Source organism: Sporichthyaceae bacterium, from assembly GCA_036269075.1.
Taxonomy (GTDB): Bacteria; Actinomycetota; Actinomycetes; order Sporichthyales; family Sporichthyaceae; genus DASQPJ01.
This window is the reverse complement of sequence record DATASX010000007.1, coordinates 32,608-48,576: the sequence shown is the minus strand read 5'-3', so window position 1 is coordinate 48,576 and position 15,969 is coordinate 32,608. Positions and strand designations below refer to the sequence as shown.

Genomic DNA, 15,969 nt, shown 5'->3' with positions numbered 1-15,969 from the left:
GGCGAATGCTCGGACTGGGCGCCGGTTCTGCCCGGTCTGTGCAACGTCGGATTCGGGTGGCGCACGCCGCCGCCCTACAACGTGACGATCCAGGTCCGCATCCAGCGGAGGCACCACGAGTTCTACAAGGTGTTCAACCGCGAGGGCGTCGTCAGCACCTGGGTCGCTCCCGGCGAGAAGGCCTTGGTGCTTCTTCGCCCGGGCCTGACGCCTCGTCATTTCCCTCGGTCGACCCGGTGCCGGTCGATCGCGGGTAGCCTGCGACTTCCGTTGGACGGGAGGAACGCGGGCGTCGTCGTTCACCATCGGTCTGCTGGTGTTCCGCGATGTCGAGGAGCTGGACTTCGTCGGGCCCTGGGAGGTGTTCACCGCCTCGGCGGCGCTGCGGGAACAGCCCGGCGAAGCGCCGGACCGGGCAGTGCTCGTGGCCGCCGGCTCGCAGCCGATTCGGTGCAGCAAGGGCCTGCGGATCATCCCGGAGACGACTTTCGACAGCCATCCGCCGTTGGACTTCGTCCTGGTGCCCGGTGGCCTGGGCATCCGCCGTGAGGCGGAGAACCCGCAATTGCTCGCGTGGCTGGCGAAGGTGGCCGAGCCGGCGGACTGGGTGACGAGCGTGTGCACCGGCATCGACAGGAGGGCCACTGTTGGGCAACGTTGCAACGGGAGCGGTTGGGAGGCGGCGGGAAACGCCTCCCGAGTTGCAACTCTGCCCAGCAGTGGTGGGGCCTGAAGAGTGGTGGGGCCTGAGGAGATAGGCCTGGGAAAACACGAGGGGGCGGCACCCGAGTGGGTGCCGCCCCCTGGTGGGGTTCGCAGGGACTACTTGCCGTTGGCCCGGGTCAGGGCGGCCAGGGCGGCGGAGCCGGACAGGCTGGCCAGGGTCTCCCGGACGGTCGAGAGCTGGGCCTGGATGCTGTCGCGACGGTGGGTCAGGGCGGCAACCTCGCGCTCGGCCTCCTGGCCCAGGCGGGCGGCGCGCTCGGAGGTCTCCTCGACCAGCTCGCGGGCGGCGGCACGGGCGGCCTCGATGAGGGCCTGGGCGGCGCGCTGCGAGTCCTCGGTCATCTGGGTGGACTCGGCCTTCATCTGGGCGGCCAGCTGAGCGGTCTCGGAAAGACGACGCTCCGCGGTCTCCTGCCGGGCAACGACGTCGCGCTCGAACTGCTCGCGCTGGGTGGTCATCCGGGTCTCGGTGTCGGTGGCGAGCTGGGCGCCGTGGGCGCGGGCAGCCTCGACGACCTCACCGGCACCGCCGGCAATGCGGGCGGCCTTGTCGTCGCCCTGCTGGCGGATCATCTGCGCTTCCTGCTGGGCCTGCGCGATCATCTGCATCTGCGCCTCGCGGGCGGCGGCCTCGGCGTTGCCGGCCTCCTCGTTCATCCGTGCGCGCATCGAGTCCGCGGCAGCCTGAGCCATCTCACGGTCGCGGCGACCGACGGCGGCGGCTTCCTGGGTGATGCGGTTGCCGTCGTCGTCGGCGGACTTCAGGATGCTCTCGAGCTGGCGGGAAACGGTCACGTAGTAGGGCGAGTTGTCGTCGGGGCGGCCCATCGTGCCGTTCATCCGGGAGATCTCGCGCTGGAGCTCGGCAGCCCGACGCTCGAAGGCAGCCCGCTCGGCGGAAAGAGCGGAGACCTTGGCGTCGACGGCGGTCCGGTCGTAACCGCGCATCGCGGTGTCGAAGGACGGCGCGGTGGGGTTCATGGTCATGGGTGTCACAGATCCTTCGTCAGCACGGACGTGAAGTTTTGTCTTGTGCGGTGGCGTCGGTGGGCGGGCCCCCGGTCTTTCGCCTTGATCCAAAGAGTTGCAGGGTTGTGGCCGTTCCGCCGGACAAGACGAAATTTGCCGGGCGGAGACGGCAATTTTTTACATTCGAAGAGGGCGGAAGATCACCGATGGTCCATATCGGAAATTGCTCCGAATTGCGGGGATCACGACTTTCCACCGGAAATGTCCGAATTGCGCCCACGCGCCGTGTTCGAACGCCCACCGGCCGCGCTCGTCCATGATCACCGCAACCAGATCCGCAGGCCGAGGTAGGCAAGCGCCCCGACCACCCAGAGCAGCCACCAGTTGCAGGCCCGCCGGAACCCCGCGGCCACCGGTCCGCGGGGGTCGGCCCGCCAGGTGACGGTGGCCACCAGATCAGTGGTCGGCTGCGGCCCGCGTGCGGCGAGCAGAGCAGTGCGTTGGGCCCGCGCGCGCAGGCCGCCGCGGACAGCGAGCACCGCTCCGACAACCGCCAGCACTGGGCTCAGCGCCGGTGGCATCACCCGCGGAATCGCGCTCAGCGCCACCAAGGCCGTCAGCACGACCCACTGGACCTGATGCACGTGCAGGCGGCGGCGGGCGGCCCGGGCGTGCTCCTGCGCCCCCGGGGCCACCGGCCCCGGGTCGGGCAACGGGAGCGTCCTGTTCTCGGACACGGTCGATCCGTTCGGGCTGCCTGGTACGGCCGGTGACTGCTTCCAGCAAAACACGTCCGCTGTCCGCGCGTGAGCGTTCTCCGCGACCGGTCCGGCCGGTTGTTCCGGACCGATCGCGGTTCGCCGCCAACCCGGCTCGGGTCGCTCACCGAATAACTGGGCAGAAGAACCGATCGCGGGGAGCGGCAGCACATGGGGCGAACACCGGGGCTGTCGGTCCGCCCGGCCCGGGACACGACGCGACTGGTTGTCCTTGTGCTGCCCGGTGGCCGGGCGCAGAGCAGTTCGCCGGTCCGCCCGTGGAACCTCTCCTACCTGCGGATGGTGCCGTTCTGCCGGACGGCACGGCACGGCCCGGTCGGTCGGTCGGTGGCCACCGCCCTGCTCCGGTACCGGGTCCGCGGCTGGAACGGAGCGCAGCCGGCCCCGGTGCGCGACGCCCGCTGGGCGCTGGACGAGCTGCGTCGGCAGTTCCCCGGCGTGCCCGTCGTGCTGCTGGGCCATTCGATGGGCGGCCGCACCGCCTTGGCACTGCTCGCCGAGCCGGACGTGGTCGCCACCATCGCCCTGGCCCCGTGGCTGCCGCCGGGCGAGTCCCAGGTCCCGCTGGGTACCGGTCGCCTGCTGGTGATGCACGGCACCGCCGACCGCTGGACCGACCCCGCCGCCTCACGGGAGTACATCGAGCGGGTCGCTGCCGCGCGTGGGGACGCGACCTGGGTGCCGGTCCCCGGGGTCGGGCACTTCATGCTGCGGCGCCGGCGGCGCCGGCGTCGGGCGGTGACCGCGTTCCTGGCGCAGGTGCTCGCCGCCGACGGGCAAGCCGCCGGCACCGTCGCGTCGAACCTGGCAGGTGACGATGCCGACCTCGGGTGAGCCGACGTCGGTCGATCCGGAAGCCGGGAGGGTCGAAGCGGTGCAGGTCAGTTCGGGGGCGCCGCGTCGCCGGATCGCGGTCGTGGGCGCGGGGGTCTCCGGCCTGACCGCCGCCTGGGTCCTGCAGCGCAGCGCCGACGTCACCCTCTACGAGGCGGACAACCGCCTGGGCGGTCACGCCCACACCCATGACGTCATCCACCGCGCTGCCACGATCGGGGTGGACAGCGGGTTCATCGTCCACAACGAGAGGACGTATCCGACGCTGTTGCGCCTGTTCGCCGCGCTCGGGGTGGCCACCCGCGACTCGGACATGTCGATGTCGGTCCGGTGCGACGGGTGCGGTCTGGAGTACGCCGGGGCCCGCGGGGTACGCGGCCTGTTCCCGCAGCGCAGCAACCTGCGCCCGGCCTACCTGCGGATGCTGACCGAGGTGCCGCGGTTCCACCGCGACGCACGCGCGCTGCTGCGTCGCCCGGCCGTCGGCGCCGAGCCGACCCTGGGCGAGTTCGTCGCCGCTCGCGGCTACTCGACCTATTTCCGGTCGCACTTCCTCGTCCCGGTCGTCGCCGCGGTCTGGTCATGCGCCCCGGGCAGCGTGCTGGACTACCCGGCGCGCTACCTGTTCGAGTTCCTGGAGAACCACGGGATGCTCCGGGTCACCGGTGCGCCGCGCTGGCGGACCGTGGTCGGCGGGTCGCGCAGCTACGTCGAGGCGGTCGCGAAGGAACTGTCCGCCGTCGCCACCGCCACCCCGGTGCGGGTGCTGAGCCGGACGGCCGACGGGGTCGAGATCCGCGACGACGCCGACTCACTCGCCTGCTTCGACGCCGCCGTCGTGGCCACCCACCCGGACCAGGCATTGCGTCTGCTGGCCGCGCCCACCACCGCGGAGCGCGACGTGCTCGGCGCGTTCCCCTACTCGGCGAACCACACCGTCCTGCACACCGACCCCGAGCCGCTGCCGCGGTCGGCCGGCGCGCAGGCGTCCTGGAACTACCGGCTGGCCGACTGCACGGCCGCCCCGGACCGGGTGCGGGTCAGCTACGACATGAACCGCCTGCAGGGCCTTCCCGGCCCGGACCGCTATGTGGTCACCCTCAACGACCCGGACAGCGTCGACCCCGCTCGGGTCATCGCCCGGATGCTCTACGAGCACCCCGTCTACACGCCGAAGTCGGTGGCCGCTCAGCGCCGGCTGCCGGACCTGGCCGACGACCGGGTCGCGTTCGCCGGGGCCTACCACGGCTGGGGCTTCCACGAGGACGGCGCGGCCTCCGGGTTGCGCGCCGCGCTCCGATTGGGCGGCCGGTGGTGACCGCGGACGTGACGGAGCGTCAGAAGGCCTCGGTGGCGACAGATCCCACCGATCGGTGGGGTGGCGCGGCGATCTACGACACCGTGGTCGCGCACGCCCGGCGGACGCCGGTCGAGAACTCGTTCCGCTACCGCAGCTACAGCTGGCTGGTCGACCTGGACCGGTTGCCGCGCCTGCCTCGCCCGGTGCGCAAGCTCGCGGAGTTCCGGGCTGCCGACCACCTCGGCCGGCCGGACCGGTCGCTGCGCGCCAACCTCGACGCCTACCTGGCGACCGAGGGCGTCGAGCTGGCCGGCGGCCGGATCCTCATGCTGGCCAACGCCCGCGTCCTCGGACACGTGTTCAACCCGTTGTCCGTCTACTGGTGCCACGACCCGGACGGTGGACTGGTGTGCGTGGTCGCCGAGGTCCACAACACCTACGGCCAACGGCACCGTTACCTGCTGCGCCCGGACCTCGACGGCTGCGCCGAATTCGCGAAGGAGTTCTACGTCTCGCCGTTCTACCCGGTCGACGGGAACTACCGGATGCGGCTGCCGATCCCGGGGGAGCGGTTGGCGCTGAGCATCGAACTGCTGCGCGGGCAGGACCGGCCGTTCGTGGCCGCGCTGCGCGGCTGTCGGCGCCCGGCCGGTACCGCGAACCTGCTGCGCGCGGTGGCCCGGGTGCCGCTGGTCACCCTGACCGTCGCCGCCCAGATCCGTTACCAGGGCGTGCGTTTGTGGCTGCGTCGCCTGCCTGTCGCCCCACGTCCGCCGCACGCCGCACAGCAGGAGGTCGCCATGAACGAGCGCAGCGAGGTCGAAGCGTGAGCATGACGACGCCCCGGCGCGGTTCTTACCGCACGGAGGTCGACGCGGCGCGATGGCCCGACGTCGCGACGCTGCCGCCCGGCGGCCTGCGTACCCGCGTCGCGCAGGGGTTGTTCGAACGCGTTGCCGCGCGCCTCCCGCTGCGGATCCTGCTGCCGGACGGCCGCAACATCGGCGCCGGGGACGCGGCCGATCCGGTGATGTTGCTGATCCGGCCGTGGGCGCTCTACCGCCGCCTCGGCGCCGGCGGGCTGATCGGCTTCGGCGAGGCCTACCTGGCCGAGGACTGGACCGCCACCGACCTGCCCGCGGTGCTCACCGTGTTCTGCCGGCGCATGGCCAGCCTGATCCCGCCGCCGCTGCAGCGCCTGCGCGACATCGCCGTGCACCGGCACCCGCGCGGCGACCGCGGCACGATCAGCAACGCCCGCAACAACATCTCCCGGCACTACGACCTGTCCAACGATCTTTTCACGCTCTTCCTCGACGAGTCGATGACCTACTCCTCGGCGCTGTTCGGCCCAGGCGACGGGTCGGTGGAGATCGCGGCTCGCGCCGGGTTCGGCGACCTCCCGGAGGCACAACGGCACAAGATCGACCGACTGCTCGACGCCGCCGGGGTCGGGCCGGGCTCGCGAGTACTGGAGATCGGCACCGGCTGGGGCGAGCTCGCGCTGCGCGCTGGTGCCCGCGGCGCCACCGTCCGCTCCATCACCTTGTCCGAGGAGCAGCGCACGCTGGCGTTGCGGCGGATCGCCGCCGCCGGGCTGTCCGACCGGGTCGACGTCGAGCTGTGCGACTACCGCGCCGTGCAGGGCAGCTACGACGCCGTGGTCTCGGTGGAGATGATCGAGGCGGTCGGCTTCGAGTTCTGGCCGCAGTACTTCGCGACGCTGGACCGGGTGCTCGCCCCCGGCGGCCGGGTCGGGCTGCAGGCAATCACCATGCCCCACGACCGGATGCTCGCCTCCCGGGACACCTACACCTGGATCCACAAGTACGTGTTCCCCGGCGGTCTGATCCCCTCGGTCACCTCGGTGGAGGAGTCGTCGTCCGCGGCCGGCTTGCGGGTCGTTTCCCGGCACGGCTTCGGTCTGCACTACGCCGAGACGCTACGGATCTGGCGCGAGGGGTTCACCGAGCGGGCCGGTCAGGTCGACGCGCTCGGCTTCGACGACACGTTCCGTCGGATGTGGACCTTCTATCTGGCCTACTCGGAGGCCGGCTTCCGGTCGCGGTATCTCGACGTCTACCAATTCGTGCTGGCCAAGGGGGAACTGTGAAGCAAAGCGTGGCGCACCGACTCGCCGCGTTGCTCGAGCCGCTGTTCGGGGGGAGCCTGCCGATCCGGATTCGGGCCTGGGACGGCAGTGAGGTCGGTCCGGTCGACGCGCCCGGGGTGCTGGTGCGTTCGCGCCGAGCCTTGCGTCGCTTGCTCTGGCAGCCGGGCGAGCTCGGGCTCGCGCAGGCGTACATCACTGGCGAGATCGACGCCGAGGGTGACCTCACCGAGGGTCTCCAGCTGATCTGGGCGGCCATCCGGGAGCGTGAGCTGGTCGCTCCGAAGCTGACAGCACGTCAGATCGCTGCCGCGGCAGGGACTGCGGCCCGCCTGGGCGCGATCGGCCCGCGGCCGAAGGCGCCGGCCTCGCAGGCCAAGCTGACCGGCGTCCTGCACTCGCGGCTGCGCGACCGGGCCGCGATCTCCCACCACTACGACCTGTCCAACGACTTCTACGCCCTGCTGCTGGACGAACACATGGCCTACTCCTGCGCGTACTTCACTTCGACGGACCCGGGCTACACGCTGGCCGACGCGCAACGGGACAAGCTCGACCTGATCTGCCGCAAACTCGATGTGGCGCCGGGATCTCGGCTGTTGGACATCGGCTGCGGTTGGGGTTCGCTGTCCCTGCACGCTGCCGAGCACTACGGGGCGCAGGTCATCGGCGTCACACTGTCGCGGGAGCAGCAGGACTTCGTGCTGGCCCGGGTCGCGGAGCGTGGCCTGGCCGACCGGGTCGAGATCCGCCTGCAGGACTACCGCGAGATCCCGGAGTCGGGGTTCGATGCGGTCACCTCGATCGAGATGGGGGAACACGTCGGCGCCGCGAACTACCCGGCCTTCGCCGGCGTTCTGCACCGCTGCGTCCGGGAGGGGGGCCGGGTTCTGGTTCAGCAGATGTCGCGGCGCGACCGACCCGGCGGCGGCGCGTTCATCGAGTGCTACATCGCTCCGGACATGCACATGCGTCCGGTTGGCGAGGCGGTCGGTCTGCTCGAGGACGCGGGCCTGGAGGTCCGCGACGTCCACGCCTTGCGCGAGCACTACGTGTGGACCGTGCGAGCCTGGCTGGAGACGCTGGAGAAGAATTGGGTGGCCGTCGTCGACCTGGTCGGCGAGGAGGTCGCCCGGGTCTGGCGGCTCTACCTGGTCGGCGGGGCACTGGTGTTCGAGGAGGGCCGTATGGGCGTGGACCAGATCCTGTGCGTCAAGCGCTCCGCCGCCGGGGTGTCCGGCATGCCGCCGGTGCGCGACGACGGGTTCGGGACAAGCTGAGGTCGTGCGCCGCTACGACTGCTTCGACTTCTCCGGGGCCCGCTTCGCTGCCGGACTAGGCGCATCCGCGGTCGCGCTGGTGGTCCTGTTCGGGCTGACGTTCGTACTGGCTCGGAAACTGGGCAAGCACAGCGTGGTCGACGTGGCTTGGGGTCTTGGTTTCGTGACGGTCGCGGCAGTCACATTCCTGGTCTCGCACGACGCGGGCAACGCGTCGCGGCGGTGGCTGATCACCTTGATGGTTCTCCTCTGGGGCGGTCGGCTGGCCTGGCACATCGGCCGCCGCAACGCCGGGCACGGCGAGGATCCGCGATACGAGGCGTTGCTCAGCAAGGTCCCGCAGGCGACGCGGAATTCCTACGCGCTGCGGATGATCTACGGCTCGCAGGCGTTGCTGATCCTGTTCATCTCGCTGCCGGTGCAGGTTGCGCAGTACTACCGGCATTTCGAGTCGGGCCCGATCTACCCCTGCCTGGGCCCGCCCGGCTCACGCTGCAACGGCTTCGGCGTTTCGTCTTACGAGCAAGGCCTGGGACGAATCGCCCTTCTCGGGCTGGTGATCTGGGCAATCGGTCTGTTCTTCGAGGCCGTCGGCGACTGGCAGTTGAAGCAGTTCAAGGCCGACCCGCCGAACCAGGGCAGGATCATGGACCGCGGCCTGTGGCGGTACACGCGGCACCCGAACTACTTCGGCGACGCGTGCGTGTGGTGGGGGATCTGGCTGGTCGCTGCCGATTCGGGGAAATGGGGGGCACTCACGGTGCTGTCCCCGGTGGTGATGACGCTGTTCCTCACCAAGGGCAGCGGCGCCGCGTTGACCGAGAAGCGAATGGCGGGCAGGCCCGGATTCGCCGAGTACGTCGCCCGCACCTCTGCCTTCGTCCCCTTGCCGCCCCGCCGCAAGTGACACCGGGTCAGAAGTCTCGCGGGACGATCTCGTCCATTGCGCGCTCCACCACGGCGGCGATCGTCAGCGACGGGTTGCATGCCGCGGTGCTGCCCGGGATCAACGCGCCGTCCAGCACGTAGAGCCCGGGGTGGCCGTGGACCCGGCCGGCCAGGTCGCACACCGAGCCCATCGGTGCCCCGCCCAACGGGTGCCAGGTCGTGGTGTCCAACGCCGTGGTGTCGACCAGCACGCCGGTCGCCCCGGCGATCGCGCGGACGCGACGGTCGATGTGCCGTTGCACCGTCGCGTCGTTCTCGTGCGGCCACCGTAGGACCGCCTCGTCCCTCCCGTCGTCCCACACGAAATGCCCGCGGCCGGCGCTGACTCCGTAGCCGACGAGGATCGTCGAGCGCCGGTTGACCGGCAGCGGCGGCAACGACGCCTGGATCACGGTGTTCGCGGTCGCCGGGTCGACCCAGGCCTTGCTGTCGTAGATCACCGGACCGCCCTGCGGGTAACCGAATTCCTCGCCGAGGTCGGTCCACAGGTAGATCCGGTCGGCGTTCGAGCCCCACTCGGTGCCCAGTCCGTCCGGCAGATTCGGGACCGTGCGGTGCGCCGCCGCGCGCATCAGCAACCGGGTGGTGTTCGCGCTGCCCGCGGCCAGCAGCACGGCGTCGGCGGTGATCAGCTTGACCTGCCGCACGGCGCCGGAGGTGTCGATCACCTCGACACGTAGCTCCCACTCGCGGTTCTGACCAAGCGTCAGATCGGTGACGTTGTGCAGTGTCGCGACCTCGACCCGACCGGTCCGTTCGGCAGCGGCCAGGTAGGTGACGTCCACGGTGTGCTTGCCACCGTTGTTCACGCCCAGCGTGCAGTCGCCGTTGGTGTAGGACGGCGCCATCTCTCCGCGCAGCTCCCGAAGTGCGAAGCTCCAGTCGATCGGCATCGGGCACTTCTCCGTCGCGTACCCGGCGGCCTGGGCCTTGCTCGCGAACAACCGGGAGGCGCGGTAGTTCGGGCTCGCGATCAGTTCGTCCGGTGCGGTGGCCAGTTGCAGCATCCGCGTCACGCGCGGGTAGTGGACGCGGTCCAGCCGGGCGTAGTCCAGTTGTTCGGGCAGCACCTGGTGGAACACCTCAGCGCTCGGCTGCAGGCTCATGCCCTGGTACACCAACGAGCCGCCGCCGACCCCGGCCGCGCACATGATGTCCATGCCGGACCCGGCGACGCGTTGCAGCAGGCCGGTGAAGCGCGGCCCGTCGGGCAGGGCGACCGGCAGGAACGTCGGCGACCCCAGCCACGAGGTGCGCTGGTCGAGGTGCGCGACGTCGGGGAAGGTGTGCGCGTTCGGCCCGGTGGGCCAGCGGATGCCGCGTTCGAGCACCAGCACCGGGACGCCGGCCTGGGCCAGTCGCAGCGCGCTGACGCCGCCGCCGAACCCGGACCCGACCACCACGACCCGACGGCGTTCCCGGGTGACCCGCACCCTGGTGCCGAGGCCGACGACCAGCGCACCGGCCAGGAACGAGCGCCTGCTCAACATGACTTACATCGTAAGTCGCGGCTGAGGGTCTGTGAACCGGTACCGGAAATCCCCGGTCAGCCTCTGGCGAAGCCGCGCAGGGTCTCCAGCTCCACGGCCGTCGGGGGAGCACTGGTCACCAGGTCGGCGGCGAAGCGGATGTCCCACCCGGTGGCCGCCCGCACCTGATCCCGCGTGGCGCCCGGGTGCAGTGCGGTCATCGTCAGCTCGCAGGTGTCCGGGTCCGGTTCGAGGATGCCGAGATCGGTGATCACCTGACGCGGTCCGCGGCCGCGCAGCCCCAGGCGTTCCCGGCAGCCCGGGCCGTCGCCGAAGCCGAACGAGGTCACGAAGTCGACCCTTTCCACGAACGCGCGCGCCGCGTGCTCGACGATCACCAGCACCTCACCGCAGGCGGCCGCGATCTCCGGGGCCCCGCCCGGTCCCGGCAGTCGGGTGACGGGGGAGTCGTAGTCGCCGATCACGGTGGTGTTGATGTTGGCGAAGCGGTCGATCTGCGCGGCGCCGAGGAAACCCACCTCGAAGCGCCCGGGCTGCAGCCACTGGTTGAACATCTCCGCGACCGGCACGACGAAGTCCGCCGTGGTGGCCAGTTCCCCGTCGCCGATCGAGAGCGGGATCCGGGTCGGCTTGGCCCCGATCGGGCCGGACTCGTAGATCAGCACCAGGTCCGGGGCGTGCAGCCGGCGGGCCAGGTTCGCGGCCAGCGAGGGCTTACCGATGCCGACGAAGCACGTCCCACCGCGCAGCGCCCGCGCGGCGGCCACCGTCATCATCTCCGCCGCGGACCACTGCAACATTTCAATCATCGATGATCGCAGAGCAGCTCGTCGAGCCAGCGCGTGAAGGCCTCACGGGTGCGGCTGTGTTCCGGCCAGGCGCGGTAGGCCTCGTTGTCGCGTTCGTAGTAACCGGCGGCGTAGGACGGCGCGGCCCCGCCCGGGACCTCGGCCACGGCGGTCACCACCCAGCTCGGCAGGATCAGGTCGCCGGGCCGGCGGTCCAGGTGCTCGACCACCTCCTCGACGGTCACGATCGAGCGCCGCGAGGCCAGCACCACCTCCTTCTGGGCGCCGACGATTCCCCAGAACTGGACGTTGCCGGCGCGGTCGGCGCGTTGCGCGTGGATGATCCCGACGTCCGGGTTCAACGCGGCGACCGCCGTCAACGTCTCGCCGGTGAACGGGCACACCACGTCGGCGATCGAGTCGGAGTGGGCCGGGATGTCGGTGCCCCGGTAGCCACGCAGCACCCCGAACGGCAGCCCGCAGGAGCCCGCCAGGAACCGGTTCACCAGCCCGGCGTGGCTGTTCTCGTCGATCTCCAGCGGGCGCGGCCAGTCGTTGAGGAACGCGTCGCGGAACCGGTGGAGCGCCCCGACGCCGGCGTTGCCGGCCCAGCCGAACGTCAGCTTCCGGACGCACCCGGCGCCGATCAACCGGTCGGCCACGATGTCCGGGGTCATCTTGATCAGGTGCAGTTCCCGACGACCGGCCCGGATGATCGCGTCGCCGGCCGCGGTGGGGATCAGGTGTGTGAACCCCTCGAGAGCGACCTGGTCGCCGTCCTGCACGAACGTCGACACCGCCTCGGCGATGCTCATCAACGTGGCCACCGGCCAAGCGTGCCGGCCTGCGCCGCTGCCCGTTACGGTGTCCGGGTCGGACCCGGCATCAGGCCGATCCCCGAAGTGGAGGATGCGTGGGCATGCGGCTGCTGATGATCGGCGCACCCGGGGCCGGAAAGGGCACCCAGGCCGTCCGGATCGCGCAGCACTTCCGCGTCACCCACATCTCCTCCGGCGACCTCCTGCGCAAGCACGTCACCGAGCAGACCTCGATCGGGAAGCAAATCAGCCGCTACATGGAGGCCGGCGACCTGGTCCCGGACTCGGTGGTCATGGACCTGCTGCGCAAGCCGATTGTCTCGGCCAACGCCGCCGGCGGCTACGTGCTCGACGGGTTCCCGCGCACCCTGGAGCAGGCCCAGGCCGCGTACAAGGTGGCCGTCGATCTCGGGGTCGCGGTGCAGGTCGTGGTGCACCTGGTCGTGCCGCACGACGAACTGGTCCGGCGCCTGCTCGAGCGCGGGGCGGACAGCGGCCGCAGCGACGACAACCTCGAGACCATCGAGCACCGGTTGCAGGTCTACGACGCCAAGACGCTGCCGATGCTGGACTACTACGCGGAGCGCGAACAGTTGATCACCGTCGACGGTGCGCGGGCGGTCGACGAGGTCAGCCAGGGGGTCACCACCGCGCTGGAGGACCTCCGCGGGATGACCGCCGAGAGCTGAGCCGAGCCGGCCGCGAGCCACGGGAACGGCTCTACGGACTCGACGCCGCGGGCCGCGCGATTCACAATCTCTGCGGCGACCGGTGCGGCTAGGCGGGAGGTGGGTGTGTCCGACGTCCCGCCCGCGTTCTACGAGACCGCGTTCGAGACCGCGCCGGTCGGGATGGCGCTGCTCGACCTGTTCGGCCGCTGGTTCCGGGTGAACCCGGCGCTGGCCCGGACACTCGGGCGGACCGTCCCGGACCTGCTGGTCACGGACCCGTCGGCGCTGCGCGACCCCGACGACCTCGCGATCGACGCCGCCGCGTTCGCGGAGGTCGCGGCCGGTGCGGAGGCGGCCACCGTCGACCAGCGTTACCGGCACCGGGCCGGGCACGTTGTCTGGCTGCGGCGCCGGACCAGTCTGGTCCGCGGCGCCGCCGGGCTGCCCGAGTACGTGGTCGCCGTCTACGAGGACGTCGGCGCCCGCCGGGAGGAGGACGCCCGGCTGATTCACCTCGCCCTGCACGACCCACTGACCGGGCTGGCCAACCGGGCCCTGCTCGACGACCGACTGGCGCAGGCCGTCGCCGCCCGCGACCGCGACGGTGGGGCGGTGGTGGTGCTCTTCTGCGACGTCGACGGGCTGAAGTCGCTCAACGACCGGCACGGGCACACTTTCGGCGACCAGGTGCTGATCGCGGTCGCCGAACGGCTGGTCAGTCAGGTCCGGTCCGGCGACACCGTGGCCCGCTTCGGCGGCGACGAATTCGTGGTCGTGTGCCACCTGCGGGCCGGGCTCGACGAGTCGCGGATGGCCGAGCGGCTGACCGTGGGCGTGGAGGGTGGTCCGCCGCTGATCGCCCCGGACGGTTCCTCGGTGCCCGTCCGGATCAGCGTCGGGCAGGAAGTTGCCCGGGTCGGCGAGCTCGACGTGCACCAGCTGCTGCGCGACGCCGACCGGTCCATGTACACGGCCAAGCGCAGCCGCGACACCGGGTGATCGGCGGGTCCGGCAGCGAGCGATGCCCTCGGCTGCGAGAATCCCGCGCATGCGTGCACCGCCCGCGGCCGGGCGACTGTTGGTTGCCTCGGCCGTGCTGACCGATCCGAACTTCAGCCGGACCGTCGTCCTGCTGCTCGACCACGGCACGGACGGCACCCTCGGCGTGGTCCTCAACCGGCCCACCGACCTGACCGTGGCCCAGGCACTGCCCGCCTGGTCCGATGTGGCCGGCGACCCGGGCCTGATCTTCCGCGGCGGTCCGGTCAGCACCGAGGCGGCGCTGGCGCTGGGCGTGGCCGTCGAGCCGGCCGACGAGAAGCGCGCGTCGGCGGGCTGGCGGGCGGTCATCGGTCGGATCGGCCTGGTCGACCTCGACGCGCTGCCGGATGCGATGGACCCGGCGCTGTCGAGCCTGCGGGTCTATGCCGGGCATGCCGGCTGGGCCTCGGGGCAGTTGGACTGCGAGTTGGCGGCCGGGGCCTGGATGGTCGTCGAGTCGAGGCCGGGCGACCTGTTCAGTACGGCACCGGAGCGATTGTGGTCCGACGTGGTCCGCCGGTTGCCCGGCGAGGCGGCGTTCCTGGCCACCCGTCCGGACGACCCGAACCTCAACTGAGCTTCGTTAGACTCGGGGTTCACGTCTGTCGCACCCGGTGAGGAGAGGAACCATGTCGCTCACTCCGGAGGAGCCTGTCGGCGGCCTGAGCACGCTCGTCGAGGAGCGCACCGCGACCTCCACCGGCGACGGGGACCACGATCGCTTCTCGCACTATGTGGTTCGCAACAAGCTCACCGAGGCGATGGTCGAGGGCACGCCGCTGCGGGCGTTGTGCGGCAAGGTCTGGGTGCCCAGCCGCGACCCGAAGAAGTACCCGGTGTGCCCGGAGTGCAAGGAGATCTACGAGGGGATCCCGAAGGGCGACGACGGCCCCGAAGGCAACTCCTGACGTCTCCCTCGCCCGACCGGTAAACGCGCGCCGACGGCGGCACCCGCACCAGAACAGGACGACCGTTGACGCTCGCCATCGAGGCGCCGAACTCGGTCGCCGAGGCTCTCGCGCTGCTCGCGCGGGAACCCGACCGCCTGGTCGTGGCCGGCGGCACCGACGTCGTCCCCGCACTGACCGCCGGCCGGCTCGCGCCGCGGCCGATCCTGGCTCTGGGCCGGCTCGCCGAACTCGACACCGCCGGGCACACCGGTGAGGGCGGTCTGTTCCTCGGCGCCCGGCTGACCTTGACCCGGCTCGCCCAGCTGAGCGGCCTGGTACCGGTGCTGAGCGCGGCGGCCGGGTTCGGCCCGCCCGGGGTGCTCACCGCGGCGACCGTCGCGGGCAATGTGCTGACCGACGGGGACCTCGCCGTCGTGCTCGCTGCCCTCGACGCGACCGTGGAGATCGACTCGACCGCCGCGCGTCGCTCGATCCCGATCGGGGACTTCCTGGCCGACCGTTCCGGTTCGCGCCTGCTGCCCGGCGAGTTGGTCGTCGGGGTGGTGATCCCGGATCTGAGCGGCGCCGCCGAACTCGAACGGGTGGTGCTGCCCGGTCACGGCACCCGGTCCGTCCTGACGATCGCGATGGCTCGAGGATCGACGGGTCAGCGCGTGGCGCTGCGCGCTGCCGACAGCATCCCGTGTCCGGTCCCGACGGCGGATGCCGTTGCCGAGTACTGCGGAACGGACGACTACCTGCGGCACGCCGCCGGGGTGTGTGCTCGCCGACTGCTCAACCGGCTGGGGCAGCGATGACCGGCGATCTGACCCTTCCTGCCTACCGCCTCGACGTCGACGGGCGTGGGCAGGACGTCGCCGGGGCCGGCGTGGCGGAGAACCTCGCTTTTGTGCTGCGCGAACGGCTCGGGATCACCTCGGTCAAGGACGGCTGCGGCACCGGCGAGTGCGGCGCGTGCGCGGTCCTGCTGGACGGCACTTTGCGGCTGTCCTGCCTGACGCTCGCGATCGAGGCCAGCGGCCGAACCGTGCTCACCGCGGCAGGGGTCGGGCGCGGCGGCACCTCGGAGATCACCGAGGCCTTCGCCCGCATCGGCGCGGTCCAGTGCGGGTTCTGCATCCCGGGCGCCGTGGTCGCCGCGCACGCCCTGCTCGACGTCGACCCGGACCCGTCCGACTCGGCCATCCGCGAGGGGCTGTCCGGGGTGGTCTGTCGGTGCGGTGCATACGGCCGCCTTTACGCAGGTGTCCGGGCGGCTGCCCGGGCCCGCGCGGAGGCCGCCAACGGCGGGGCGCCATGAGCGA

The 15,969-nt window shown here is 71.4% G+C and carries 18 protein-coding genes; 13 read left to right on the top strand and 5 right to left on the bottom strand.

The window, feature by feature from the left end:
* The first annotated feature begins 316 nt into the window (after positions 1 to 316).
* Complete coding sequence (locus VHU88_01470) at positions 317 to 733, top strand: DJ-1/PfpI family protein (protein HEX3610333.1); 417 nt, start codon at positions 317 to 319, stop codon at positions 731 to 733.
* A gap of 89 nt (positions 734 to 822) precedes the next feature.
* Here VHU88_01470 and VHU88_01465 read toward each other — a convergent pair whose 3' ends face one another.
* Entirely contained in the window at positions 823 to 1,713 is an 891-nt protein-coding gene (locus tag VHU88_01465; GenBank protein ID HEX3610332.1) for a cellulose-binding protein, read from the bottom strand.
* Positions 1,714 to 2,015: 302 nt separating this feature from the next.
* Complete coding sequence (locus tag VHU88_01460) at positions 2,016 to 2,432, bottom strand: hypothetical protein (protein HEX3610331.1); 417 nt, start codon at positions 2,430 to 2,432, stop codon at positions 2,016 to 2,018.
* A gap of 192 nt (positions 2,433 to 2,624) precedes the next feature.
* Between VHU88_01460 and VHU88_01455 the strand changes: the two genes are divergently transcribed.
* Genes VHU88_01455 through VHU88_01430 form a run of 6 tightly spaced genes read left to right on the top strand, consistent with a single transcriptional unit; the run spans position 2,625 to position 8,905 of the window.
* A complete protein-coding gene (locus tag VHU88_01455) occupies positions 2,625 to 3,308 on the top strand; it encodes an alpha/beta fold hydrolase (GenBank protein HEX3610330.1) in 684 nt (227 codons plus the stop codon).
* 40 nt (positions 3,309 to 3,348) lie between these two features.
* Positions 3,349 to 4,626: an FAD-dependent oxidoreductase gene (locus tag VHU88_01450; GenBank protein ID HEX3610329.1), complete on the top strand. Its 1,278-nt coding sequence runs from the start codon at positions 3,349 to 3,351 to the stop codon at positions 4,624 to 4,626.
* An 8-nt stretch (positions 4,627 to 4,634) separates the two neighbouring features.
* Positions 4,635 to 5,438 (top strand): DUF1365 domain-containing protein, encoded by an 804-nt coding sequence (locus VHU88_01445; protein HEX3610328.1) that lies wholly within the window; start codon positions 4,635 to 4,637, stop codon positions 5,436 to 5,438.
* Positions 5,439 to 5,440: 2 nt separating this feature from the next.
* Positions 5,441 to 6,721: a cyclopropane-fatty-acyl-phospholipid synthase family protein gene (locus VHU88_01440; protein HEX3610327.1), complete on the top strand. Its 1,281-nt coding sequence runs from the start codon at positions 5,441 to 5,443 to the stop codon at positions 6,719 to 6,721.
* Positions 6,718 to 7,998 (top strand): cyclopropane-fatty-acyl-phospholipid synthase family protein, encoded by a 1,281-nt coding sequence (locus VHU88_01435; protein HEX3610326.1) that lies wholly within the window; start codon positions 6,718 to 6,720, stop codon positions 7,996 to 7,998. The genes VHU88_01440 and VHU88_01435 overlap by 4 nt, the downstream gene beginning before the upstream one ends.
* Positions 7,999 to 8,002: 4 nt before the next feature.
* Complete coding sequence (locus tag VHU88_01430; GenBank protein ID HEX3610325.1) at positions 8,003 to 8,905, top strand: DUF1295 domain-containing protein; 903 nt, start codon at positions 8,003 to 8,005, stop codon at positions 8,903 to 8,905.
* Between the two features lie 7 nt (positions 8,906 to 8,912).
* Here VHU88_01430 and VHU88_01425 read toward each other — a convergent pair whose 3' ends face one another.
* Genes VHU88_01425 through VHU88_01415 form a run of 3 tightly spaced genes read right to left on the bottom strand, consistent with a single transcriptional unit; the run spans position 8,913 to position 12,051 of the window.
* Positions 8,913 to 10,436 carry a GMC oxidoreductase gene (locus VHU88_01425; protein ID HEX3610324.1) on the bottom strand — a complete coding sequence of 508 codons (1,524 nt, stop codon included), beginning with the start codon at positions 10,434 to 10,436 and terminating at the stop codon, positions 8,913 to 8,915.
* Positions 10,437 to 10,492: 56 nt separating this feature from the next.
* A complete protein-coding gene (locus tag VHU88_01420; protein ID HEX3610323.1) occupies positions 10,493 to 11,245 on the bottom strand; it encodes a CoA-transferase in 753 nt (250 codons plus the stop codon).
* Positions 11,242 to 12,051 carry a CoA-transferase gene (locus VHU88_01415; GenBank protein ID HEX3610322.1) on the bottom strand — a complete coding sequence of 270 codons (810 nt, stop codon included), beginning with the start codon at positions 12,049 to 12,051 and terminating at the stop codon, positions 11,242 to 11,244. The genes VHU88_01420 and VHU88_01415 overlap by 4 nt, the downstream gene beginning before the upstream one ends.
* Positions 12,052 to 12,143: 92 nt before the next feature.
* Here VHU88_01415 and VHU88_01410 point away from each other — a divergent pair, with 92 nt between their 5' ends.
* The 6 genes from VHU88_01410 to VHU88_01385 all read left to right on the top strand — a co-directional run bounded on the left by VHU88_01410 (position 12,144) and on the right by VHU88_01385 (position 15,965).
* Complete coding sequence (locus VHU88_01410) at positions 12,144 to 12,731, top strand: adenylate kinase (protein HEX3610321.1); 588 nt, start codon at positions 12,144 to 12,146, stop codon at positions 12,729 to 12,731.
* Between the two features lie 105 nt (positions 12,732 to 12,836).
* Entirely contained in the window at positions 12,837 to 13,712 is an 876-nt protein-coding gene (locus VHU88_01405; GenBank protein ID HEX3610320.1) for a diguanylate cyclase, read from the top strand.
* Between the two features lie 49 nt (positions 13,713 to 13,761).
* Positions 13,762 to 14,331, top strand: coding sequence for a YqgE/AlgH family protein (locus VHU88_01400; protein ID HEX3610319.1), 570 nt, complete (start codon positions 13,762 to 13,764; stop codon positions 14,329 to 14,331).
* A 52-nt stretch (positions 14,332 to 14,383) separates the two neighbouring features.
* Complete coding sequence (locus tag VHU88_01395; protein HEX3610318.1) at positions 14,384 to 14,662, top strand: DUF3039 domain-containing protein; 279 nt, start codon at positions 14,384 to 14,386, stop codon at positions 14,660 to 14,662.
* A gap of 65 nt (positions 14,663 to 14,727) precedes the next feature.
* A complete protein-coding gene (locus tag VHU88_01390) occupies positions 14,728 to 15,462 on the top strand; it encodes an FAD binding domain-containing protein (protein ID HEX3610317.1) in 735 nt (244 codons plus the stop codon).
* Complete coding sequence (locus tag VHU88_01385) at positions 15,459 to 15,965, top strand: 2Fe-2S iron-sulfur cluster-binding protein (protein ID HEX3610316.1); 507 nt, start codon at positions 15,459 to 15,461, stop codon at positions 15,963 to 15,965. Before VHU88_01390 ends, VHU88_01385 begins: the two co-directional genes overlap by 4 nt.
* The last annotated feature ends 4 nt before the right edge of the window (positions 15,966 to 15,969 follow it).

Bases quoted from the DNA above. Each gene is read 5' to 3' on its own strand.
- VHU88_01465 (HEX3610332.1), bottom strand. From the start codon at position 1,713: ATGACCATGAACCCCACCGCGCCGTCCTTCGACACCGCGATGCGCGGT.
- VHU88_01455 (HEX3610330.1), top strand. From the start codon at position 2,625: ATGGGGCGAACACCGGGGCTGTCGGTCCGCCCGGCCCGGGACACGACG.
- VHU88_01440 (HEX3610327.1), top strand. From the start codon at position 5,441: ATGACGACGCCCCGGCGCGGTTCTTACCGCACGGAGGTCGACGCGGCG.
- VHU88_01425 (HEX3610324.1), bottom strand. From the start codon at position 10,436: ATGTTGAGCAGGCGCTCGTTCCTGGCCGGTGCGCTGGTCGTCGGCCTC.
- VHU88_01420 (HEX3610323.1), bottom strand. From the start codon at position 11,245: ATGATTGAAATGTTGCAGTGGTCCGCGGCGGAGATGATGACGGTGGCC.
- VHU88_01410 (HEX3610321.1), top strand. From the start codon at position 12,144: ATGCGGCTGCTGATGATCGGCGCACCCGGGGCCGGAAAGGGCACCCAG.
- VHU88_01400 (HEX3610319.1), top strand. From the start codon at position 13,762: ATGCGTGCACCGCCCGCGGCCGGGCGACTGTTGGTTGCCTCGGCCGTG.
- VHU88_01395 (HEX3610318.1), top strand. From the start codon at position 14,384: ATGTCGCTCACTCCGGAGGAGCCTGTCGGCGGCCTGAGCACGCTCGTC.
- VHU88_01385 (HEX3610316.1), top strand. From the start codon at position 15,459: ATGACCGGCGATCTGACCCTTCCTGCCTACCGCCTCGACGTCGACGGG.